General features: G+C 69.1%; 24 protein-coding genes. 15 read left to right on the top strand and 9 right to left on the bottom strand.

The annotated features are described in order from the left end of the window. Positions 1–51: 51 nt before the first annotated feature. On the bottom strand, positions 52–1821 hold the full coding sequence (locus ACX40Y_RS01870) for a tetratricopeptide repeat-containing sulfotransferase family protein (protein ID WP_459117830.1): 1770 nt from the start codon (positions 1819–1821) through the stop codon (positions 52–54). Positions 1822–2058: 237 nt separating this feature from the next. Between ACX40Y_RS01870 and ACX40Y_RS01865 the strand changes: the two genes are divergently transcribed. Genes ACX40Y_RS01865 through ACX40Y_RS01845 form a run of 5 tightly spaced genes read left to right on the top strand, consistent with a single transcriptional unit; the run spans position 2059 to position 5182 of the window. Next, entirely contained in the window at positions 2059–3060 is a 1002-nt protein-coding gene (locus ACX40Y_RS01865) for a PhoH family protein (RefSeq protein WP_459117829.1), read from the top strand. A gap of 49 nt (positions 3061–3109) precedes the next feature. Then, the gene (locus tag ACX40Y_RS01860) at positions 3110–3361 is read left to right on the top strand and encodes a type II toxin-antitoxin system VapB family antitoxin (RefSeq protein WP_459117828.1); all 252 of its coding nucleotides are present in this window, start codon (positions 3110–3112) and stop codon (positions 3359–3361) included. Next, positions 3358–3753 (top strand): type II toxin-antitoxin system VapC family toxin, encoded by a 396-nt coding sequence (locus ACX40Y_RS01855; RefSeq protein ID WP_459117827.1) that lies wholly within the window; start codon positions 3358–3360, stop codon positions 3751–3753. Before ACX40Y_RS01860 ends, ACX40Y_RS01855 begins: the two co-directional genes overlap by 4 nt. Then, entirely contained in the window at positions 3753–4262 is a 510-nt protein-coding gene (gene ybeY / locus ACX40Y_RS01850; RefSeq protein WP_459117826.1) for an rRNA maturation RNase YbeY, read from the top strand. Before ACX40Y_RS01855 ends, ybeY begins: the two co-directional genes overlap by 1 nt. Positions 4263–4270: 8 nt before the next feature. Then, positions 4271–5182 (top strand): hemolysin family protein, encoded by a 912-nt coding sequence (locus tag ACX40Y_RS01845; protein WP_459117825.1) that lies wholly within the window; start codon positions 4271–4273, stop codon positions 5180–5182. Between the two features lie 10 nt (positions 5183–5192). Here the strand turns inward: ACX40Y_RS01845 and pgeF are convergent, their stop codons facing one another. From pgeF to lgt, 4 genes are read right to left on the bottom strand one after another with little or no spacing between them, the layout of a single operon-like run. Then, on the bottom strand, positions 5193–5960 hold the full coding sequence (pgeF, locus tag ACX40Y_RS01840) for a peptidoglycan editing factor PgeF (protein WP_459117824.1): 768 nt from the start codon (positions 5958–5960) through the stop codon (positions 5193–5195). Then, positions 5957–6460, bottom strand: coding sequence for a GNAT family N-acetyltransferase (locus ACX40Y_RS01835; protein ID WP_459117823.1), 504 nt, complete (start codon positions 6458–6460; stop codon positions 5957–5959). The genes pgeF and ACX40Y_RS01835 overlap by 4 nt, the downstream gene beginning before the upstream one ends. Further along, positions 6457–7557 (bottom strand): class I SAM-dependent methyltransferase, encoded by a 1101-nt coding sequence (locus tag ACX40Y_RS01830; protein ID WP_459117822.1) that lies wholly within the window; start codon positions 7555–7557, stop codon positions 6457–6459. Before ACX40Y_RS01830 ends, ACX40Y_RS01835 begins: the two co-directional genes overlap by 4 nt. A 10-nt stretch (positions 7558–7567) precedes the next feature. Then, on the bottom strand, positions 7568–8446 hold the full coding sequence (gene lgt / locus ACX40Y_RS01825) for a prolipoprotein diacylglyceryl transferase (RefSeq protein WP_459117821.1): 879 nt from the start codon (positions 8444–8446) through the stop codon (positions 7568–7570). A gap of 126 nt (positions 8447–8572) precedes the next feature. Here lgt and ACX40Y_RS01820 point away from each other — a divergent pair, with 126 nt between their 5' ends. From ACX40Y_RS01820 to ACX40Y_RS01805, 4 genes are all read left to right on the top strand, one after another. Then, positions 8573–10816: a xanthine dehydrogenase family protein molybdopterin-binding subunit gene (locus tag ACX40Y_RS01820; protein WP_459117820.1), complete on the top strand. Its 2244-nt coding sequence runs from the start codon at positions 8573–8575 to the stop codon at positions 10814–10816. Further along, the gene (gene hemH / locus ACX40Y_RS01815; RefSeq protein ID WP_459117819.1) at positions 10813–11826 is read left to right on the top strand and encodes a ferrochelatase; all 1014 of its coding nucleotides are present in this window, start codon (positions 10813–10815) and stop codon (positions 11824–11826) included. The genes ACX40Y_RS01820 and hemH overlap by 4 nt, the downstream gene beginning before the upstream one ends. Before the next feature lie 26 nt (positions 11827–11852). Further along, positions 11853–12575, top strand: a complete 723-nt coding sequence (phbB, locus tag ACX40Y_RS01810; protein ID WP_459117818.1) for an acetoacetyl-CoA reductase — start codon at positions 11853–11855, stop codon at positions 12573–12575. Positions 12576–12766: 191 nt separating this feature from the next. Further along, entirely contained in the window at positions 12767–13768 is a 1002-nt protein-coding gene (locus tag ACX40Y_RS01805) for an esterase-like activity of phytase family protein (RefSeq protein WP_459117817.1), read from the top strand. 61 nt (positions 13769–13829) lie between these two features. On the opposite strand, the gene rpmB is transcribed toward ACX40Y_RS01805, so the two are convergent. Then, on the bottom strand, positions 13830–14129 hold the full coding sequence (gene rpmB / locus ACX40Y_RS01800) for a 50S ribosomal protein L28 (RefSeq protein WP_459117816.1): 300 nt from the start codon (positions 14127–14129) through the stop codon (positions 13830–13832). Between the two features lie 146 nt (positions 14130–14275). On the opposite strand from rpmB, the gene ACX40Y_RS01795 reads away from it, so the two are divergent. From ACX40Y_RS01795 to ACX40Y_RS01785, 3 genes are read left to right on the top strand one after another with little or no spacing between them, the layout of a single operon-like run. Continuing rightward, positions 14276–14527 carry a hypothetical protein gene (locus ACX40Y_RS01795; protein WP_459117815.1) on the top strand — a complete coding sequence of 84 codons (252 nt, stop codon included), beginning with the start codon at positions 14276–14278 and terminating at the stop codon, positions 14525–14527. Further along, complete coding sequence (locus ACX40Y_RS01790; protein ID WP_459117814.1) at positions 14524–14748, top strand: YqaE/Pmp3 family membrane protein; 225 nt, start codon at positions 14524–14526, stop codon at positions 14746–14748. The genes ACX40Y_RS01795 and ACX40Y_RS01790 overlap by 4 nt, the downstream gene beginning before the upstream one ends. Then, positions 14732–15160, top strand: a complete 429-nt coding sequence (locus tag ACX40Y_RS01785; protein ID WP_459117813.1) for a nucleoside deaminase — start codon at positions 14732–14734, stop codon at positions 15158–15160. The genes ACX40Y_RS01790 and ACX40Y_RS01785 overlap by 17 nt, the downstream gene beginning before the upstream one ends. Before the next feature lie 15 nt (positions 15161–15175). Here ACX40Y_RS01785 and ACX40Y_RS01780 read toward each other — a convergent pair whose 3' ends face one another. Beyond that, on the bottom strand, positions 15176–15844 hold the full coding sequence (locus ACX40Y_RS01780; RefSeq protein ID WP_459117812.1) for an OmpA family protein: 669 nt from the start codon (positions 15842–15844) through the stop codon (positions 15176–15178). A 130-nt stretch (positions 15845–15974) separates the two neighbouring features. Here ACX40Y_RS01780 and ACX40Y_RS01775 point away from each other — a divergent pair, with 130 nt between their 5' ends. Further along, positions 15975–17279: a hemolysin family protein gene (locus ACX40Y_RS01775; protein WP_459117811.1), complete on the top strand. Its 1305-nt coding sequence runs from the start codon at positions 15975–15977 to the stop codon at positions 17277–17279. A gap of 13 nt (positions 17280–17292) precedes the next feature. Here the strand turns inward: ACX40Y_RS01775 and ACX40Y_RS01770 are convergent, their stop codons facing one another. Further along, positions 17293–17961: a hypothetical protein gene (locus ACX40Y_RS01770; RefSeq protein WP_459117810.1), complete on the bottom strand. Its 669-nt coding sequence runs from the start codon at positions 17959–17961 to the stop codon at positions 17293–17295. Positions 17962–18136: 175 nt separating this feature from the next. Here ACX40Y_RS01770 and ACX40Y_RS01765 point away from each other — a divergent pair, with 175 nt between their 5' ends. Continuing rightward, positions 18137–18607 (top strand): YbjN domain-containing protein, encoded by a 471-nt coding sequence (locus ACX40Y_RS01765; protein WP_459117809.1) that lies wholly within the window; start codon positions 18137–18139, stop codon positions 18605–18607. Between the two features lie 52 nt (positions 18608–18659). Here ACX40Y_RS01765 and purD read toward each other — a convergent pair whose 3' ends face one another. Continuing rightward, positions 18660–19922, bottom strand: a complete 1263-nt coding sequence (gene purD / locus ACX40Y_RS01760; RefSeq protein ID WP_459117808.1) for a phosphoribosylamine--glycine ligase — start codon at positions 19920–19922, stop codon at positions 18660–18662. Here purD and xseA point away from each other — a divergent pair. Continuing rightward, positions 19921–21429 carry an exodeoxyribonuclease VII large subunit gene (gene xseA / locus ACX40Y_RS01755; RefSeq protein ID WP_459117807.1) on the top strand — a complete coding sequence of 503 codons (1509 nt, stop codon included), beginning with the start codon at positions 19921–19923 and terminating at the stop codon, positions 21427–21429. The genes purD and xseA overlap by 2 nt on opposite strands. The last annotated feature ends 15 nt before the right edge of the window (positions 21430–21444 follow it).

Genomic DNA, 21444 nt, shown 5'->3' with positions numbered 1-21444 from the left:
GATCGAAAGGGGGGCTGCCGGCCGGCGGCCCCCTCAATGGCGGCCGCGCCGCTACCGATCGAGAAAGCAATCGAGCGCGTCGGCATAGCGGCGCCAGTGATCGAGGCCGTCGCGAAAGATCGGCTGGCGAACCTGATCGCCGCTCGGCGTGCGCACGGGACGGCGCGTTTCCCAGAAGCGCAGGCATGCCGGATCGAACGGCAGGCCCAGCCAGTCGAGCAACGCGCGGACCTCGCGCTCCGTATCGTCGACCAGCGCGGCATAGTCGACGCGCTGGACAAAGCCCGGCAACACCGCGTCCCACAGCGCCATCGTCGCCTCATAATGGCGGTAGTGCGCGGCGATGTCCTCCAGCCGCCAGGCATAGCCGTGCCCGCTCGCGAAATTCTGCTTGAAGATCGAAAAGCCGCAGCCGGGCAGGTCGCGCCGCACGTCGATCACCCTGGCATGGGGCAGGACCGTGCGGATCAGGCCGACATGGCGGAAATTGGCAGGCAGCTTGTCAATGAAGAACGGCGTGCCGGCGCGCCGCTGGCAGCGGGTTCGCGCCAGATAGGCCTCGCCGATGCGCCGCAACTCGGCCGCAGGCAGGTCGGCGAGCAGGGCGGGATAGGGGCGTCGCCGTGCCGCACCGGCCAGTGCGAGGTCGCGCGCCAGATCGGGCAGGTCGCCCAGCTCGCGCGTCGCCTCGATCGCCGGGTGGCTGGCCAGGATCTGTTCGACCAGCGTCGAGCCCGATCGCGGTAGGCCGACGATGAAGATCGGATCGGCATCGGGCGCCCCCTGGCCGTCGCGCGCGGCGAAGAAATCGGGGGTGAACAGTGCCCGGTCGGCGGCCAGCGCCGCAGCGGCAGCGGCGGCATCATAGGGCGGCAGCGTCGTCGCCTTCAGCCCGTTCGCCTCGCGATAGGCGGCGAAGGCGGCCGGCGCATTATCGTCCTGCTCGCGCGCGCGGCCGAGCGCGAACAGCGCGTCGGCGCGGACGGCATCGGCCAGGTCTCCGCGCGCGACGAGCGCCTCGATTGCGGCGGTGTCGTCGGCGGTGAAGCGAAAGGCCTTCATGTCCGCCAGTGCCCACCAGGCATCGCCGGCGGCCGGATCGATCGCCAGCGCGCGCCGATAGGCGGTCGCCGCGCCATCGGCGTCGCCCAGCGTCTTGCGGACATGCCCCAGCGCCACCCAGGCGCCCGCGCGCGCCGGTGTTGTCGCGAGGATCGCCTCCCACGCCGCCAGCGCGCCGGCATAGTCGCCGCTGCGTTCGAGCATCGCGGCGTGCAGCGACTGGAAACCGGGCACATCGGGCCGTCGTGCCAGCCGCTTGGCAACGGCGTCGAGCGCGGTGGCGGGCGGCAGACGGTGCAGCAATTCGGCCAGGCTCCGCCATGCGGCCTCGAAGCCGGGCGCCATTTCGAGCGCGGCGTCGAGCATCTTCATCGCTTCGCTGTGGCGACCGGTGGCGGTGGCGATGCGTGCCATCAGGTGGAGCGCGGCAAGGTCCGTCGGCTCGGCGGCAAGGCGGGGTGCCAGCAGCGAATAGGCGAATTGCGGCCGCCCCTCGGCAAAGGCGCGCTCGGCCTCGAGTTGCTTGGGCGCGCCTGCCGACAGGGCGAGCGCGCGCAAATGGGCATCGTTCGCCGCTGCCCGTTCGCCTGCCCCATGAAGGGCGTTGCCCAGCGCCCGCCACGCCGCCGCCGCGTTCGGCTGCAGGCGTGTCGCCTCGCGCAAGGCACCGATCGCACTTCTGAAATCACGTTCCGAAAGCCGCGCGCGGCCTGCGGTCAGCGCGGCGTCGAAATCGGGCGGCGGGGCAGTCATGGTCATCGCCCGCGATGATCGGCGGCGTCGCGCATGGCTGTCAACGAAAGAACGGGCATCGTTCGTCCCGCCCTGAGCACCCGTCGCAATATCGTCGTCGGTCGCATCTACCCCCTGTGCAGCGCGCGCTTGGTCTGCCATCCTGATCCCGATCATGCGCAACGGAACCTCCGCATCTTGCCAGGGTTTGCCCAGCTCGGGCGACGTGTCGCGCTGCATCGCCCCCAGCATCGAAAGGACCGCATGAGCCGCAAGCCTGTCCCCGCCCAATCGGGCGAGCGTTCCCGGGTCGAGGTGAATTTCGATAAGCCGCAGCTGCTGCCGCAGCTGTTCGGCGAATTCGACGCCAATCTGCTGATGCTGGAGGAGCGGCTGGGCGTGTACATCCACGCGCGCGGCCAGCGCGTCGTGATCGAGGGCACGGCCGAGGCGGTCGCGCATGCGCGCGAGGTGCTTCAGGAACTGCACAGCCGCGTGATCCGCGGCGAATCGGTCGATGGCGGGCTGATCGATGCGGTGATCGCGATGTCGAGCGAGCCGATGTTCACCGGCATCGTCCGCGCCGAGGCGCCGGGCGGCCCCCAGCCTTCGGTGATGATCCGCACGCGCAAGAAGACGATCGTGCCGCGATCGGTGACGCAGACGCACTATATGCGCGAGCTCGCCTCGAACGATCTGATCTTCGCGCTCGGACCGGCGGGCACCGGCAAGACCTATCTCGCCGTCGCGCAGGCGGTGGCGCAGCTGATTTCGGGCAGCGTCCAGCGGCTGATCCTGTCGCGTCCGGCGGTGGAGGCGGGCGAACGGCTCGGCTTTCTGCCCGGCGACATGAAGGAAAAGGTCGATCCCTATCTCCGCCCGATCTACGACGCGCTCTATGACTGCCTGCCCGCCGAACAGGTCGAGCGGCGGATCGCGAGCGGCGAGATCGAGATCGCGCCGATCGCCTTCATGCGCGGCCGCACGCTCTCCGAAGCGTTCGTGATCCTCGACGAGGCCCAGAACACCACGCCGATGCAGATGAAGATGTTCCTCACCCGCTTCGGTCAGGGCAGCCGGATGGTGATCTGCGGCGATCCCAACCAGACCGATCTGCCCGGCGGCCCGCGCACCTCCGGCCTCAACGATGCGGTCGATCGGCTCGAAGGCGTCGAGGGCATTTCGATGGTCCGGTTCGGCATCGGCGATGTCGTCCGCCACCCGATCGTCGGCCGCATCGTCGCGGCCTATGAGGGCGCTGGTTGAACGCCGGGATATCCCGACCTACATTGGGATATCCCATCGGAGACGCGCCTTGGCATCGCTCTACATCAAGGATCCGGACACCGCCGCGCTCGCCGCTGAGGTGGCGGCTGCGCTCGGCACCACCAAGACCGAGGCGGTGCGCGACAGCCTGTTGCGGCGCAAGGCGGAGATCGAGGCGAAGGGACGCGCGCAGGACGTGCTGCGCAAGCTCGATGCCCATCGCCGCGCCCACCCCCTGCCGCCGGCGACCGGGCTGCCGGCCGACAAGGCCTTTTTCGACGAGCTGTGGGGCGAGGCTTGACGCTGTTTGTCGACGCATCGGCGATGGTCGCGATCATCGCCGAAGAACCCGAACGTGATCGGCTGGTGGTCGAGGCGGTCGAAGGCGCGCCTTCGCTATGGTCGCCGATGGCTGCGTGGGAAACCGTTGCAGCGCTCTCGCGTTCGCGCGAAATGGATATTTCCGCCGCACGCCGGGAAGCAGGGCTCTATGCCGAACAGCTCGGGCTCACGCTGGTGCCAATCGGCGCACGCGAACTGGAGCTGGCGCTCGATGCCTATCAGCAGTTCGGCAAGGGCCGGCATCCCGCCGGACTCAACATGGGCGATTGCTTCGCCTATGCCTGCGCCAAAGCCCATGATGCGCGCCTGCTCTACAAGGGCGACGATTTCTCCAAGACGGACCTCGCCTGATGCTCGACGTTGCCGCCATCACCGAATCGCCCTGGCCGGACGGCGACTGGGAAGCGCTTGCCCTGCGCGCCGCCGACGCGGCGATCGCGGAGACGCCCTATGCCGAATGGCGCGGCTGGCCGACCGCGGTGGAAGTCGCGGTGCGCTTCACCAGTGACGATGAAGTCCATACGCTCAATCGCCAGTATCGCGACAAGGACAAGCCGACCAACGTGCTGTCCTTCCCGATGATTCAGCCCGATCTGCTCGAAGCGGTGACGCAGAACAGCGACGATGGCGAAGTGCTGCTGGGCGATATCGTGCTTGCCCACGGCGTCTGCGCCGCCGAGGCGGAGGAACGAGGTATTTCGGTGGCCGATCATGCAACGCACCTGATTGTCCACGGCATGCTCCATCTGCTAGGCTATGATCATATGGGGGATGCGGAAGCCGAAGCGATGGAGGCGATGGAGCAGGCTGCAATGGCTGCCCTGAACCTGCACGACCCCTATCCCGTGCGCGAGGATTGACGACCAACATGCCCGAGGGCCCCAGTACCGGCTCGCCTGACCATCAACCCGAAAGCGGCGGCATATGGCGCGGATTGCGCGCCTTGCTGTTCGGCGAGGAGCATGGCGAAACGCTGCGCGACCGCCTGGAAGAGGCGATCGACGAGCATCAGGATGACGGCCGGCGCGGCCCGGCCGGCGATCTCGCCCCGGTCGAGCGCCAGATGCTCAAGAACCTGCTGCACTTCGGCGAGCGCGATGCCGGCGATGTCGGCGTGCCGCGCGCGGACATCATCGCGGTCGAGGAGCAGACGAGCTTCGCCGATCTCGTCCATCTCTTTGCCGAGGCGGGGCACAGCCGCCTGCCGGTCTATCGCGAGGAACTCGATACGATCATCGGCATGGTCCATATCAAGGACGTGTTCGAGATCCTGGCCAAGGGCGTGCCGCACCCGCCGAGCATCACCGGGCTGATCCGCCAGCCGCTCTATGTGCCGCAATCGATGGGCGCGCTCGATCTGCTCGCGCAGATGCGGGTGAAGCGCACGCATCTCGCCATCGTGCTCGACGAATATTCGGGCACCGAGGGGCTGATCACGATCGAGGACCTGATCGAAGAGATCGTCGGCGAGATCGAGGACGAGCATGACGAGGCGCCGCCGATGCTGATCGTTCCGATCGACGGCGGCGGCTGGGAAGCCGATGCCCGCGCTGAGCTGGAGGATGTCGCCGAGACGGTCGACCCGCGGCTGGCCGAGGTGGAGGAGGATGTCGATACGATCGGCGGTCTCGCTTTCGTGCTCGCCGGTCATGTGCCGGCGGTCGGCGAATGCCTGGCGCATGACAGCGGCTGGACGCTCGAGGTGATCGACGCCGACGAGCGCAAGGTGAACCGCCTGCGCCTCCATCCGCCCGAGATGCGGGTCGAAGACGCGGCCTGAGCGCCGCGTCTTACCCTGCCAGCCCGATCAGGCTGATCTGCCGGCCGTAATCGGGCTCGCCGCGATGCGTCGCGCGGCGGAAGCTGAAGAAGCGGCGCTCGTCGGCATAGGTATCGAGCCCCAGCGCCTCGATCGTGCGCAGTCCGGCCAGCGCCAGGCGGTGGACGACATAGGCCTCCAGGTCGAACTGGAAATGATTGGACCCGCCATCGGCGAAGAAGCGTTCGTTGGCCGGATCCTGCTCGGCGAAGCGGCGGAAGAAGCCGGTATCGACCTCATAGCTGGCGCGGGCGATGCACGGGCCGATCGCGGCGGCGATCCGATCGCGGCGCGCGCCCAGCGATTCCATCGCCGCGATCGTCGAATCGGTGACGCCGCCGATCGCGCCCTTCCAGCCGGCATGGGCGGCGGCGACCACGCCCGCCTCGCGGTCGGCGAACAGCACCGGCGCGCAATCGGCGGTGAGGATGCCCAGCACCAGCCCCGGCCGGTTCGTCACCAGCGCGTCGGCGCGGGGGCGCAGCGCCTCGTCAAACGGCTCGATCACCGTCACCGCATCGGCCGAATGGACCTGATAGACGGTGACCAGCCGGGCACCGGGCAGCACCGCCTCGACCGCGCGGCGACGGTTTTCGGCGATGGCCTCGGGATCGTCCTGGGACCCGGTGCCGGTGTTGAGCCCTGCGACCACGCCTGTCGAAACGCCGCCGGTGCGGCCGAGAAAGCCGTGCGCCACGCCCTCCAGCGCCCGCGCGCGGATCGCCTCCACCCCGCTCACAGCGCCAGCCGCATCAGCCGATCCTCGTCGGCGTGACTGCCCACCATGAAGGCATAGGGTCCCTGGTCCTCGAAGCCGTAGCGCTGGTAGAAGCGCTTGGCGCGGTGATTGTCGACATAGACCGAAAGCCACAGCTCGGTGGCCCCGCGTCCGCGTGCGGTGGCGAGCGCCCAGTCCATCAATGCCTGGGCGGCGCCGCTCCCTTTGGCGCGCTCGCGCAGATAGAGCTGGCGCAGCTCGATCGCCGGCCCCTCGGGGGTTGCGGGCAGGCTGATCGGCCCGAGCCTGCAATAGCCCGCGATGCCCTCTGCATCCTCGATCACGCGGAAGGCAAACGCCGGATCGGCCAGTTCCTCGGCCCAGCCCTCGACCGTGAACCGGCCGAGGAAGCTGGCGAGGTCCTCCGGCGCATAGAGATGCCCGAAGGTCGCCGCGAAGCTCTCGCGGAAGAGCGCGTCGATGGCGGCCGCGTCGGCGGGAGTGGCGTCGCGGAAGATCATGCGAACCCCGCCGGCACCGGCCAGCCCGGCGCGGTGAGCGCGATCACCTTGAACAGCGATCCCATCTGGTCCCCCGCCACCAGCCGGTTGCGATCGGCGGCGATCGCGTCGCCGCGCTCGGGCGCCGTGCGGGCGAGCGCGCGAGCGCGATCGTCGATGCCCAGCGCCTTCAGGAAATCGCCCTGAGTCACCGGGCCGTGGACGGTCAGCCCCTCGGCCTCGGCGGCTTCCTTGAGCGTGCCGAAATCGACATGCGCGGTCAGGTCCGCCTCACCCGGCGTGTCGAACGGGTTGGCAAAGGCGTGGCCGCGCACCGCCTGCAACGTGTCGCCGATCGCCGGGCCTTCATAGCCATAATCGACGATCAGCGCGGCGCCACCCTGCGCCAGCAGCCGCTGGGCGAGGGCGCGGAGCAGCGAGACGCTGGCGGGTGAGGTCTCCAGGATCGATCCAGGTGCGGCGTCGCGCAGCGCCTCCGGGATCACCGGATCGAAACCGCGATCGCCGGTCACCGGCAGGAACAGCGTGTCCTGGCAGGCGACCAGTCGCTCGCGCCAGCCCTGCGCGGTGCGGACCAGCTGGCGGATCGGCAGCGCGTCGAAAAATTCATTGGCGACGACGAGCAGCGGCGCGTCTTCCGGCAGACCGACCGGATCGAGATGCCATTCGGCCTGCGGCACGCGTTCTTTCTGCGCCGCGCGCAGCACCGGGCTCGCTTCCAGGAAATCGACCGGCGGCGTGAACCCCGCCCTGGCCATCGCCCGCAGCGCATCCGCCGCCAGCGTGCCCCGGCCGGGACCGAACTCGACAAAGCGCGCCGCATCCGGCCGCCCGGCGCGGTCCCACAGATCGGCGAGCCACAGGCCGATCAGCTCGCCGAACATCTGGCTGATCTCGGGTGCGGTCGTGAAATCGCCGCGCGCGCCCAGCGGATCGCGGGTCGCGTAATAATGCGCGTTCGCCGCGCCCATGAACTGCGAGAGCGGGATCGGCCCGGCCAGCGTGATCGCCCGCGCCAGCCGCTCGGGCAGCGCAGGCTCGGCGGCGTTGTCGCGGGCCTCGCCGGGGGCTGCGTTCAGGGGATTGTCGCTCGCCATCGCCGGCCGCTCAGGCGACGCTTTCGCCGACGATCGGCTCGACGCGCTTGCGCCGCTTCGCCGCGGTCGCGATCAGCCAGATGCCGCCCGCGATCATTGGCAGGCACAGCCACTGGCCCATGTGCAGCCCGGTCAGGTCGACCAGCCACACCAGCTGGCGATCGGGCTCGCGGAAGAATTCAACGAAGAAGCGGGACAGCCCATAGCCGAGCAGGAAGATGCCGACCAGCTTGCCCGGCTGGTAACGCGCATCGGTGCGCCAGAAGAAGAACCACAGGACGAGGAACAGCAGGATGCCCTCCAGCCCCGCCTCATACAGCTGGCTGGGGTGGCGGGCCGGCTCGGGAATCCCGGCGCCCACCGTGCCGCTGAACACGATCGCCCAAGGCACGTCGGCGGGCTTGCCCCACAATTCGCCGTTCACGAAATTCGCCAGCCGCCCGAAGAACAGGCCGAACGGCGCGCAGCAGGCGACATAGTCATGGATGCGCAGCCAATCCAGCTTGTGCTGCCGCGCCAGCCAGATGATCGCAAGCGACGTGCCGAGCACGCCGCCGTGGAAGCTCATGCCGCCTTCCCACAGCATCAGCACCTGGAGCGGGCTTCTCAGCATTTCGGGGGCGTAGAACAGCACATAGCCGATCCGCCCGCCCAGGATGATGCCCAGCGTGGCATAGAAGACCAGATCGTCGGCATGGCGCCGCGCCATCGGCGCACCCGGCGCCGCGAGCAGCCGCATCAGATAGAACCAGCCGAGCAGAATGCCGCTGATATAGGCCAGCGAATACCATTTGATCTGGAAGAACCCCAGATTGATCGCGACCGGATCGAGATGCAGGTCCGCGAAATGAAGATGGCCGCCGGCAGCGGCGAGCAGGGTGGGCAGCACGATCGAACGATCCCCGACTGGAGCAACAGCGGCGGCGATAGAGCCAAATGCCGGCAAACCCAAGTGCGAACACGCCGACCCAAAGGGCGGCTGGCGTCGCGCCGCGCCCCGCGATAGAGCGACGCGATGGCTCGCGAAACCGCAGGAAAGATCCGGCTCGATCGCCGCCGGCTGCTGATCGGCGCCGGTGCGGGGGGCGGGTTGCTCGTCGCCTGGGCGGTCTGGCCGCGCGACTATCGCCCCAACCTTACCGCCGCGCCGGACGAAACATTGTTCGGCGCGTGGATCAAGATCGGCACCGATGGCCATGTCACGGTGGCGGTGCCCCAGGCGGAAATGGGGCAGGGCGTCTATACCGCGCTTCCCCAGATCGTCGCCGACGAACTCGGCGCCGACTGGCGGCAGATCGGCGTCGAGGCCGCGCCGCTCAACCCGCTCTATGCCAATCCGCTGGCGGCGGCGACGCTGTTCGAACTCGCGCTCGGCGGCCTGCCCGAGGCGCTTCAGGCGACCCATGCGGCGCGCGCCGGGCTGGTGCTCACCAGCTGCTCCACCTCGGTGCGGAATTTCGAGGATCAGCTGCGCCAGGCGGGCGCCGCGGCGCGCATCCTGCTGTGCAAGGCGGCGGCGCGGCGCTGGGGCACCGACTGGCAGTCGTGCGGCACGGCGGGCGGCGCGGTGATCCGCGGCAACCAGCGGCTCGGCTTCGGTGCGCTGGCCGCCGCCGCCGCCGAAGAAAGCGTCCCCGCCCAGCTGCCGCTGCGCGGCGGCGAGGGCGGGCGGCTTTATGGCAGCCCGCTGCCGCGGCTCGACGCGCCGGCCAAGGTGGATGGCAGCGCCAATTTCGCCGCCGATGTGCGCCTGCCGGGCATGGTCTATGCCTCGGTCCGGCAGGGGCCGATCGGCGATATCGAACTGGTCCATGCCGATCAGGCGGCGGCGAACCGGGTTCGCGGCGTGCTCAAGATCGTCACCACGCGCGACTGGGTTGCTGCGGTCGCGACCAACTGGTGGGCGGCCAATCGCGCGGTGGAGGCGATGCGCCCGCGCTTCCGGCGGCCCGCCGAAATGGTCAATGACGACACGATCGACACGGCGCTCGACGTCGCGCTGAACGGCGATGGCGTGCGGATCGACTCGCAGGGCGATCTTTCGGCCGATTTCCGGGACGCGCGCGTCGTCACCGCCGACTATCGCGTCGGGCTGGCGCCGCACGCCCCGCTCGAGCCGATGACCTGCACCGCCTCGCTGGTGGACGGCCGGCTGTCGCTCTGGTTGCCCACCCAGGCGCCGGGGCTGGCGCGCAAGGCGGCCGCCGACGCGCTGGGGATCGATGTCGCGCGCGTGATCGTCCATCCGATGCTCGGCGGCGGCTCGTTCGGCGCCAAGCTCGAACATGACGCCGCGGTCCAGGCGGCGAAGATCGCCGAGGCGGTCGAGCGGCCGGTGCAGCTCACCTGGTCGCGCGACGAGGATCTGCGGCGCGATCGCTTCCGCCCGGCGGCGGCGGGGCGGCTCACCGCGAAGCTGGGTGCGCAGGGCACGGTCACGGGCTGGCTGGCGAAGATCGCCGCGCCCGAAACCGGCCGTGAACTCGCCCGCCGGCTGCTCGGGGGCGATCCGGTGGTCGCCGCGTCGCTCGCCCTGCCCGGCGGCGGGGATCGATCGGCGGTCAGCGGCGCGCTGCCGCCCTATGCGATTCCCAATGCGGCGATCGACCATCACGCCGCCGAGATCGGCGTGCCGACCGGCTATTGGCGCTCGGGTGCACACAGCTACACCTGTTTCTTCACCGAAAGCTTCATCGACGAACTCGCGCACGTCGCCAATCGCGATCCGCTGTCGTTCCGTATGGCGATGCTCGGCGATCAGCCCCGGCTGGCGCGCTGCCTGCAGACGGTGGCGCAGCTCGGCGGCTGGCAGGGCGGCGAGCCGGGCAGCGGCCAGGGCATCGCCGCGCATGCCTTTCGCGGTTCCTATATCGCGCTGCTGGCGGAGGCGCATCTCAGCCCCCAGCGCGAAGTGGTGGTGGACCGGCTGGTCGTCGGCGTCGATTGCGGGCGCGTGGTCAATCCAGAGCTGGTGCGCCAGCAGATCGAGGGCGGGCTGATCTTCGGCCTGGCCGCGGCGATCGGCGCACGCACCGGCTTCACCGAAAATGTGGCGGATGTGCAGGGCATCGCCGATCTCGGCCTGCCGACGCTCGCCTCGACGCCGGAGATCACGGTGGAAATCATCCGCAGCGGCTCCGATCCCGGCGGGGTCAGCGAACTCGCGGTGCCGGTCGTAGCACCCGCAGTCGCCAATGCGCTGCAAACCGCAACCGGCACGCGCTTTCGCCGGCTTCCTCTGTTATCGGACGTTGAATGACGCTTCCCCCCAATCATCCCCCGGTCGCACCGGCCTGCGTCGGCGTGCTCCTCATCAATCTGGGGACGCCCGATTCGCCGGACGTCGGGGCGGTGAAGCGCTATCTGGCCGAATTCCTGTCCGATCGCCGCGTCGTCGAAATCCCGCCATTGCTGTGGCAGCCGATCCTGCGCGGCATCATCCTGCGCACCCGCCCCAAGAAATCGGCGCACGCCTATTCACAGGTGTGGCGCGAGGACGGATCGCCGCTCGCCGCGTTCACCCGCGCGCAGGCGGTGGCGCTGCAGGGCGCGTTCGGGCCGGGCGTGATCGTCGATCATGCGATGCGCTATGGCCGGCCGGCGATCGCCGAGCGGCTCCAGGCACTGAAGGATCAGGGCTGCAACCGGATCCTGGTCGCGCCGCTCTATCCGCAATATTGCGCTGCGACGACGGCGACCGCCAACGACGCCGCCTTCTCCGCGCTGGCGGCGATGCGCTGGCAGCCGGCGCTCCGCACGCTGCCGCCCTATCATGACGATCCCGCCTATATCGGCGCGCTCAAGGACAGCGTCGAGGCCGGGCTGGCCGGGCTCGATTTCGTGCCCGACGCGATCATCACCAGCTTTCACGGCATGCCCGAACGGACGCTGGAACTGGGCGACCCCTATCATTGCCATTGCCAGAAGACCGCGCGCCTGCTCGGCGAGGCGCTGGGGCGCGAGGTGATCGTCACCTTCCAGTCGCGCTTCGGCCGCGCCAAATGGCTCGAACCGGCGACCGATACGACGCTGGAGGCGCTGCCCGGGCGCGGCGTCCGCCGGGTCGTGGTGATCGCGCCGGGCTTCTCTGCCGATTGCCTCGAGACGCTCGAGGAAATCGCGATTCGCGGCCGCGAGACCTTTGTCGAATCTGGCGGCACCGATTTCGCATATTTGCCTTGTCTCAATGATAGTGCGTTGGGCATGAGGATGTTGCGCCAGTTGGTTGCGCGCGAACTTTCAGGCTGGATTGAGACCGCCCAGCCATAGCGTTCTAGAGACCAGGAGAGGAAGATATGGCACGAGTTGCGATCGTCACCGGCGGAACCCGCGGTATTGGTGAAGCGATCAGCCTGGCACTCAAGGACGCGGGCGTCACCGTCGCCGCGAACTATGCGGGCAATGACGAAAAGGCGAAGGCGTTCACCGAACGCACCGGCATCCGCGCATTCAAATGGGATGTGAGCGATTTCGACAGCTGCGCCGCGGGGGTGAAGGCTGTGGAGGAAGAGCTCGGCCCGGTCGACATCGTCGTCAACAATGCCGGCATCACCCGCGACGCGACGCTGCTGCGGATGACGCACCAGATGTGGGAAGACGTGATCCGCACCAATCTGGGCGGCTGCTTCAACATGGCGCACGCGGTGTTCCCGGGCATGCGCGAGCGCAAATGGGGCCGGATCGTCAATATCGGGTCGATCAACGGCCAGGCCGGCCAGTATGGCCAGGTCAACTATGCCGCCGCCAAGTCGGGCATTCACGGCTTCACCAAGGCACTGGCGCAGGAAGGCGCGCGTTTCGGCGTGACGGTGAACGCGATCGCCCCCGGCTATATCGATACCGACATGGTCGCCGCGGTGCCGGCCGACGTGCTGGAGAAGATCGTCGCCAAGATCCCGGTCGGCCGCCTCGGCCAGGCGCACGAGATCGCGCGCGGCGTCGTGTTCCTGTGCTCGGAGGATGGCGGTTTCGTCACCGGATCGACGCTGTCGATCAACGGCGGCCAGCACATGTACTGAGCGGAAAACGAATGGGGGCCGACCCGATGGGCCGGCCCCCAAAGCCTCTCGATACGCTACGCGAGAGCCTGTGTACGCGAACAACACCCGACTTCTAGCCGGGTTCCCTTGATTCTATCCTGAACGGCTTGGTTAGCTGCCGTTCATCTTTTCGGCGCTGGCAGCGGCGGCGCGACCGGCTAAGAGGCGTCATGCGCTTTCGCTTCCGCTACCTGTTCTATCCGCCGGTAGCGTTGGTTGCGCTGTCGCTTTGCGCGTCGGGCAAGGAGCCGCGCATCCCGCTCGACAGCCGCCATCCCGTATTTTCGGCGGTGCGCGTGCCGCTGGCGCCCGGCGATCCGGCCCGCATCGTCGATGGCGCGCTCACCTATCTCGGCGGCGTCCGCCTCAGCAGCCGCGATCTCGGCTTTTCCGGCTTCTCGTCGCTGGCGGTGACCGACGATTCGTTCACGCTGCTCAGCGATCGCGGCAATCTCGTCCGGTTTCGCATGGGCGCGGACTGGCGGCCGTTCGACATCCGCTTTTCCGAATTGCCCAGGGGGCCGGGAATCGCCGCCAGAAAGGGGGACCGCGATACCGAATCGCTCGCACACGATCCCACGACCGGGCGATTCTGGGTTGGGTTCGAAGGTCACAACGTGATCTGGCGCTACAATGCCGGCTTCGCCCGCGGCGAAACCGTGACCTATCCCGCCGCGATGCGCGGCTGGCCGCAAAATGGCGGTGCCGAATCGATGGCGCGGCTGCCCGACGGGCGCTTCGTGGTGATCGGCGAGACGGCACGGCCGCCCGGTCCGGGTCATCGTGGCGAGCGTGCCGTGCTGCTGTTCGGGGATGATCCGACCCGCCGGGGCATCGTGCCCGTCAGCCTTTCCTTCGCGCCGCCGCCCGGCTTCGATCCCAGCGATGCCGCCGCGCTGCCCGACGGCCGCCTGCTCGTGCTGGTGCGCCGCTTCGCGCTGCCGGGGCTGTTCACCGCGCGGCTGATGCTGGTCGATCCGCAGGGCTGGGTGCCGGGCAGCGTGCTGCGCGGCAGGGCGATCGCCGACTTCGCGCCGCCGTTCCAGCACGACAATTTCGAGGGGCTGGCGGTCACCCGCGAGGGCGATTCGCTGATCGTCTGGATGATATCCGACGATAACGAGCAATGGTGGCAGCAGACGCTGCTGCTCAAGTTCCGCCTGACGCTCTGACACGACGAAACCCGCCGCAGCCAGGGGCCGGGGCGGGCATCATCGCGACGTCGCGAACCGATCAGGCGGCGGCAGCGGTACCCGCGGTCGCCTTGCGCACTTCGCGCTTCAGGCGACGGGCGCGCAGCGAGAGGTCCTCGTCACGCGTCTTGAGCAGCCAGTTGTCGAGGCCGCCGACATGCTCCACCGAACGCAGGCCATGCGTCGAAACGCGCAGCCGGACGCCCTTGCCGAGCGCGTCGGACAGCAGCGTGACGTTCTGCAGGTTGGGCAGGAAGGTCCGCTTGGTCTTGTTGTTGGCGTGCGAAACGTTGTTTCCCACCTGCCGGCCCTTGCCGGTCAGTTCGCAAATGCGCGACATCGCTTAATCCTGAGTTGCGGCATACGCCGGAAAGGTCGCGCCGATAGCCTCTATGCGGGGTCCCGTCAACCGATTCACCGAAGCGCGGCGCAACTTGTAGCGCTTTTGCGGCGTTGGTGAAGCGAAATGACAAGGGAGAAGCTGGCATGCGCGCGGTCCTGGCGGTGATTGGAATTCTGGTGCTGATCGTGGTCATGCTGATCGCGCTCGGGATGCTCAATCTCGATATCAATGGCGGCAAGCTGCCCAGCGTTACGGCCGAGACCGGCTCGGTTGCCGTCGGCGAATCGAACACCATGGTGCGCGTGCCCACCGTGGAGATGAAGGAGAAGCAGGTCTCGGTCCCGACGATCGACGTTCAGCCCGCGCCCTCGGCGAGCGCCACGCCGGCGCCGTGAAGCCCGCGCCCGGCCGAATCGCCGCGGCGGCGCTGCTACCGCCGCTCGGCGTCCATCTCGATCGCGGTCCCGGCCGCGCCTTCGGCATCGCCTGCGGGCTGACTTTGCTCGGCTATCTGCCCGGCGCCGGCTACGCGCTGTGGCTGCTGTTCCATCCCGACGCCGGCCCGGCTAGGCAGGGCCATGATCCCGTTTCCTCCAGCGATGCGCGAGGCGCTTGACGCCGCCGCCCGTGCCGCCCGGCAGGGCGAGGTGCCGGTCGGCGCGGTGGTGGTACGGAACGGCGCGGTGATCGCCACCGCCGCCAACGCCCCGCGCGCGCTGCACGACCCCACCGCCCATGCCGAAATCCTCGCGATCCGCGCGGCGGCGGCGGCGCTCGGCCGCGACCGGCTCGACGATTGCGATTTGTGGGTGACGCTTGAGCCCTGCGCGATGTGCGCGGGGGCGATCTCGCATGCGCGGATTGCCCGCCTCTATTATGGGGCGAGCGATCCGAAGGGCGGGGCGGTCGAACATGGCCCGCACTGGTTCGGCCAGCCCACCTGCCATCACCGTCCCGAACTCTATGCCGGGATCGGCGAAGCCGAGGCGGCCGGCCTGCTGCGCGACTTCTTCCGCGCCCGCCGCTGACCGCCCCGGCGCGCCTCAGCGTGCCTCGATCGGCACGATCTTGATTTCGACGCGGCGGTTCTCGGCGCGGCCGGCCTCGGTATCGTTGCTGGCGATCGGCTGCGTCTCGCCGAAGCCGCGCGTGCCGATCCGCCGCGAATCGACGCCGCGCATCGACAGGTAATCGGCGACCGAGCGGGCGCGCCGTTCTGAGAGATCCTGGTTGTACGATTCGCTGCCCTGCGAATCGGTGTGGCCATACACGTCGACCAGCGTCTGGTTATAGTTGCGCAGCACATCGGCCACTTGGTCGAGCGTCGCGCGGAACTGCGGCTGGATCGCCACCTGGTTGGTGTCGAAGGTGACGTTGGACGGCATCCGCAGCAACAGGTCGTCGCCCTGGCGGATCACCTGCACGTCGGTGCCGGCGGTGCGGCGGCGCAGTTCCTGTTCCTGCTTGTCGATATAGGAGCCGACCGCGACGCCGGCGATGCCGCCGATGCCGGCGCCGAGCAGCTTTTCGGTGCGGTCGTTGCGGCCGCCGACCAGATCGCCGAGCAGATAGCCGCCCACCGCGCCGCCAACGCCGCCGATCGCCGCGCGCGAGACGCGCTTCTCGCCGGTCACCGGATCGGTGACGCAGCCGCTCGTCAGCATCATCGCGCCCAGCGCGCCCGCCATCATCGCCTTGCTCGTCAGCTTCATGCCTGTTCCTCCTGCCGTTTTCATTGTCGAAAAAACACGCGCCGCGCAAAGAACGTTCCGGCCCCGCATCCTGTTCGCACGCGGGAGGTTGTGGACCGGGCCTCGCTGCGGATAAGGAGGGCGCTGCATCATGAGCGCACCCTTCCCCTGGATCGATGTCGCGATCATCTTCGTGCTGATCGCCGTCAATGGCCTTTTCTCGATGTCCGAGCTTGCGATCGTGTCGGCGCGCCCGGCCCGGCTGGAGGCGATGGCGCGGGTCGGCAATCGCGGCGCCCGCACCGCGATCGCGCTCGCCGCAGACCCCGGCAAGTTCCTCTCCACCGTCCAGATCGGCATCACGCTGATTGGTATCGTCGCCGGTGCCTATTCGGGCGCCAGCCTCGGCGATCCGGTGGCACAGCGGCTGCAGGCGCTCACCGGGATCGGTGCGGAGATCGCGCACACGCTGGCGATCGCGCTGGTGATCGGGCTCACCACCTTCGCCTCGCTGGTTGCGGGCGAACTCGTGCCCAAGCAATTCGCCCTGCGCTCGCCGGAGGGAATCGCGGTGGTGGTCGCGGTGCCGATGCGCTGGCTGTCCTGGGCGATGGCGCCGATCGTCTGGCTGCTCGATTCGTCGACACAGCTGGTGTTTCGCCTGCTCCGCCTCAAGCGCGATTCGGAGAACCGCGTCACGGCCGAGGAGCTGCACCTGATCGTCGCCGAGGCCACCCGCTCGGGCGTGATCGAGGAACATGAGCGCTCGATCATCTCCGGCGTCGTCCGCCTTGCCGACCGGCCGGTGCGCGAGGTGATGACGCCGCGCACCGAGGTCGACTGGCTCGACGTCGATCTCGACGGCGCGGGCATCCGCGAGGAACTGCTCGCCACGCCGCACACCCGCCTGCCGGTCGCCGAAGGCTCGATCGATTCGGTGATCGGCGTCGTCCAGTCGCGTGACATCGCCGCCGCGCTGTTCCGCGGCGAACCGCTCGATCTGCGCAAGCTGATGCGCCGCGCGCCGGTGCTGCCCGATCAGGTCGACGCGATGGACGCGCTCACCGCGCTGCGCCAGGCCGATGTGCCGATGGGCCTCGTCCATGACGAATATGGCCATTTCGAAGGGATCGTCACGCCGGCGAACCTGCTCGCCGCGATTGCCGGCGAATTCGCCTCCGACGCGGCGCCGGGCGACAACCCCAATATCGTCGAACGCGATGACGGCTCGCTGCTTGTCGCCGGCGCGATGCCGGCCGACGCACTGGCGGAACGGCTCGGCATCGATCTGCCCGAGGACCGCGATTATGCGACTGTCGCCGGGCTGGCGCTGGCGGTGCTCAAGCGCCTGCCGGGCGAGGGCGAGAGCTTTGTCGAGCAGAAATGGCGCTTCGAGATCGTCGATCTCGACGGCCGCAAGATCGACAAGCTGCTGGTGACGCGCGAGGCCGACTGAGCGCGGTCCCGCCTCAGAGCTTGCCGAACACCGCCTCATAGCCCGCGCGGTCGCCCGCCGCGAGGAAGCGGGCCTGCTCCACCCAGCGATCGCGCGCCATCCGGCCCTGGAAGCTGCCGAGCTGCGCATCGAGCGCGCGCGCCGCATCGTCGTCCAGCGCGGCCAGATCGGCGAAGCGCTGATAGCCGAGTTCGTTCAGTCGTGCCGCCAGCTTCGGCCCAACCCCCTTCAGCCGGGTGAGGTCGTCGCGTCCGCCGGGGGTATCGGTCGACGCCGCATCGGCTCCGGCCGGCGCCGGTGCGGATTCGGGTGACGGCGGGGGCGAAGGCGCGGCATCGGTATCCACCGCCAGCGATGCGGGGCTGGCGTCGAACGCGCTCGCGGCGGCGATGGGTTCGTTTTCGATCGGCGCGGGCGTCTCGGCTGCGGGGGCGGGGGATGGCGCCGGCGCCTCGGGTGCCGTCGCCTTCACAGGTGCCTTGCCGGTGGATTCGGGCGCCAGTTCGCCGCGCGCGTCGAGTTCCTCGCGCGCCTTGCGCCGGCGCAGTGCCAGCCGTGCGCCCCAGAAAAGGATGCCCAGCGCGGCGACGATGCCGATCGCGATCAGCACGAACGATACCGTGATCCAGCTGAAATCCTGGGTCGCCGCCACCGCGCCATAGCTCTGGCCCTGTTCGTTCATACGCGCTGCTCCCGATAGCTTGCCGGTGATTGCCTCGCTGCCCGTGCATAGCGGCGGATGCGGCGACGTCCAGAGCCGCGGCATCGGCGATGGCCTTTGTCGCGGGGCGATTTCAAATCGCTACGGATACGATATGACGATCGCGCCGCACCGTGCGGCTGACAGGGGGAATGCGATGAAACTCAAACTGCTTGCGGCCTTCGCGTCGCTGCTGGTGGCAACGACGGCGCAGGCGCAGGTGCGGTCGCAGGATCCGCAATCGGTGATCCGTGCGATGCAGGCCGCCGGCTACAAGGCGGAGCTGGGCAAGGACCCGACCGGCGATCCGCAGATCACCAGCGGCGCCAGCGGCACCCGCTTCATGGTCTATTTTTTCGGTTGCGAGGAACACAAGAACTGCACCGAAATCCAGTTCTACGCCGGCTGGACCGCCAAGGCGCCGATCGAGCGGATCAACAAGTGGAACGCCAGCCACCGCTTCGGCCGCGCCTATCTCGATGACGAGGGCGACGCGAACATCGAGTATGACGTGAATTTCGAGGATCAGGCGATTCCAACCGCGCTGTTCAGGAACGATCTCGAACTCTGGTCGTCGCTGATCGACGCCTTTGTCGATTACATTGCCGAAGAGGATGACGAGTCCTGATCGGCGCGGCCGGCACGGCACCGTTCGATCGGCGCCGTGCCGGCCCCTTGCCTCAGCGGTTGCGCGCGATCTCGCGCCAGCCGATGTCGCGGCGGCAGAAACCGCTCGGGAAGTCGATGACGTCGACCGCGCGATAGGCGGCGGCCTGCGCGGCGCGGATGTCCGGGCCGATCGCGGTGACGGCCAGCACGCGACCGCCGTTCGCCACGATCGCGTCGCCTTCCTGCCGGGTGCCGGCGTGGAACACGCGCGCGCCCGCCCCCTCGGCTGCGTCGATCCCGCCGATCGCGCCGCCGGTCTCCGGCGTGCCGGGATAGCCGCGCGCCGCCATCACCACCGTCAGCGCGGTCTCCGGGCTCAGCCGCGGCGTGGGCCGATCGGCAAGCCGGCCCTGCGCGGTGGCGAGCAGCAGCTCGAGCAGGTCGTCCTCCAGCCGCATCATCAGCACCTGGCATTCGGGATCGCCGAAGCGCGCATTATATTCGATCAGCTTCGGCCCTGTCCGGGTGAGCATCAGCCCGGCATAGAGCACGCCCGAATAGGGGGTGCCGACGCGCGCCAGCGCCTCGACGGTCGGGCGCACGATCGTCTCGATCGCCTCGCGCTCCAGCGCCGGGGTCAGCACCGGCGCGGGGCTATAGGCGCCCATGCCGCCGGTATTGGGGCCGGTGTCGTCGTCGCCGACGCGCTTGTGGTCCTGCGCCGATCCGATCGGCACCAGCGTGGTGCCGTCGGTCAGCACGAACAGGCTGGCTTCCTCGCCGTCGAGGAATTCCTCGATCACCGCGCTGCCGCCCGGCTGCGCGAAGATCGCGTCGATCGCCTCGGCCGCCTGCTCGGGGGTGAAGGCCACGGTCACGCCCTTGCCGGCCGCCAGGCCGTCCGCCTTGATCACCACCGGCAGCCCGAAATCGGGCAGCGCTGCGTTTGCGCCGTCGCGGCTGGTGACGCGAACATAGCCTGCGGTCGGAATGTTCTCGCGCGCGCAAAGATCCTTGGTGAAGCCCTTCGATCCTTCGAGCTGTGCGGGGATGCGGTCCGGGCCGAACACCGCGATTCCCATCGCGCGCAGATTGTCCGCCAGCCCGTCGACCAGCGGCGCCTCCGGGCCGATCACGACGAAGCTGACCGACTGGCGGCGGCAGAAGTCGATGACCGCGCGGTGATCGCTGCTCGCAAGCTCGACCAGCGTGGCGTGCGCGGCTATGCCGGGATTGCCCGGCGCGGCATAAAGCGTGTCGAGCAGCGGCGATTGCGCCAGTTTCCATGCGAGCGCATGTTCGCGGCCCCCCGATCCGAGTAGCAGGACGTTCATGCCCGATCCCTTGTTTGAATCATCATCGGCCCGGCTCGTAGCCGAGGCGGTGCCCGGGGACAACGCGGCGCCGATGAGCGTGAGCGAGCTGTCGATGCGGCTCAAGCGCATGGTCGAGGGCGAATTCGGCCATGTCCAGCTGCGCGGCGAGATTTCGGGGTGGAAGCGCGCCGCCTCGGGCCATGCCTATCTCAGCCTCAAGGATGCCGATGCGGTGATCGACGGCGTGATCTGGCGCGGCGCGGCATCGGCACTGCCGTTCCAGCCGCAGGACGGGCTGGAGGTGATCGCCACCGGCAAGCTCACCACCTATCCCGGCCGCTCGAAATACCAGATCGTGATCGAGCGGATGGCGCTGGCGGGCGAAGGCGCGCTGATGGCGCTGCTCGAAAAGCTCAAGGCGAAGCTGGCGGGCGAGGGGCTGTTCGATCCGGCGCGCAAGCAGCCGCTCCCCTATATGCCGCGCGTGATCGGCGTGGTCACGTCGCCCACCGGCGCGGTGATCCGCGACATTCTCCACCGGCTCGAGGATCGCTTTCCCAGCCATGTCCTCGTCTGGCCGGTCAAGGTCCAGGGTGAGGGTTCGGCGCAGGAGATCGCGCGCGCGGTGCGCGGCTTCGATGCGATCGTCCCCGGCGGGCCGGTGCCGCGCCCCGATCTGCTGATCGTCGCGCGGGGCGGCGGCTCGATCGAGGATCTCTGGTCGTTCAACGAGGAGGTCGTCGTGCGTGCGGTCGCCGATTGCCGGATCCCGGTGATCTCGGCGGTCGGGCACGAGACCGATACCACCTTGTGCGATCATGCCGCCGACCTCCGCGCGCCGACGCCCACTGCCGCCGCCGAGATTGCGGTGCCGGTGCTTTCGGAGGTGCGCCACGGCGTCGCCACGCTCGCGCTGCGCACCGAACGCTGCGTGCGGCGCTATCACGAACGCGCGGGCGAGCGCCTCGCCGCGCTGGTGCGGGTGATGCCGCGCCGCGACGCGCTGTTGGGACCGCAGCGCCAGGCGCTCGACGATGCCGCTGCCCGGCTCGCGCTCGCGCTCGAACGGCGCGTGTCGGCGGCGCGCGGCCAGATCGATCGTTCGGCCGGTGCGCTCCGCCCGGCGGTGCTCGACCAGCGGCTCGCGGCGGCGCGGCAGCAACTTGCGGCGCTCCCCGTCGATCGCGCGGCCGCCCGCCGCGTCGCCGATCTGCGCCTGTCGTTCGATCGCATCGCCGGCGCGCTCCGCCCGCTCACGCTCGAACGCCGCGCCGCAACCGCCGCCGAGCGGCTGGTGGCGATGGGCCGACATCTCGAACTGCTCGATCCCAAGCGCCCGCTCGAAAAGGGCTATGCCTGGGTGGCGGCGCGCGGCACCGGGAAGGTGGTCGATTCTGCCGAGGCGGCGCGCGGCGCGCAGGCCGTGACGCTGCATTTCAGCGACGGCTCGGTAGATGCCCGGGTTGAGCGCGACGGCGCCAGGCCCTATGTTCGCAGCAAGCCCGAACAGCCGACCTTGCTCTAGGGCATTTTCTTCTCG

Source organism: Sphingomonas sp. RS6 (assembly GCF_054489705.1).
Note: the sequence above shows the minus strand (reverse complement) of the source record. Positions and strands in the feature narration are given on the sequence as shown.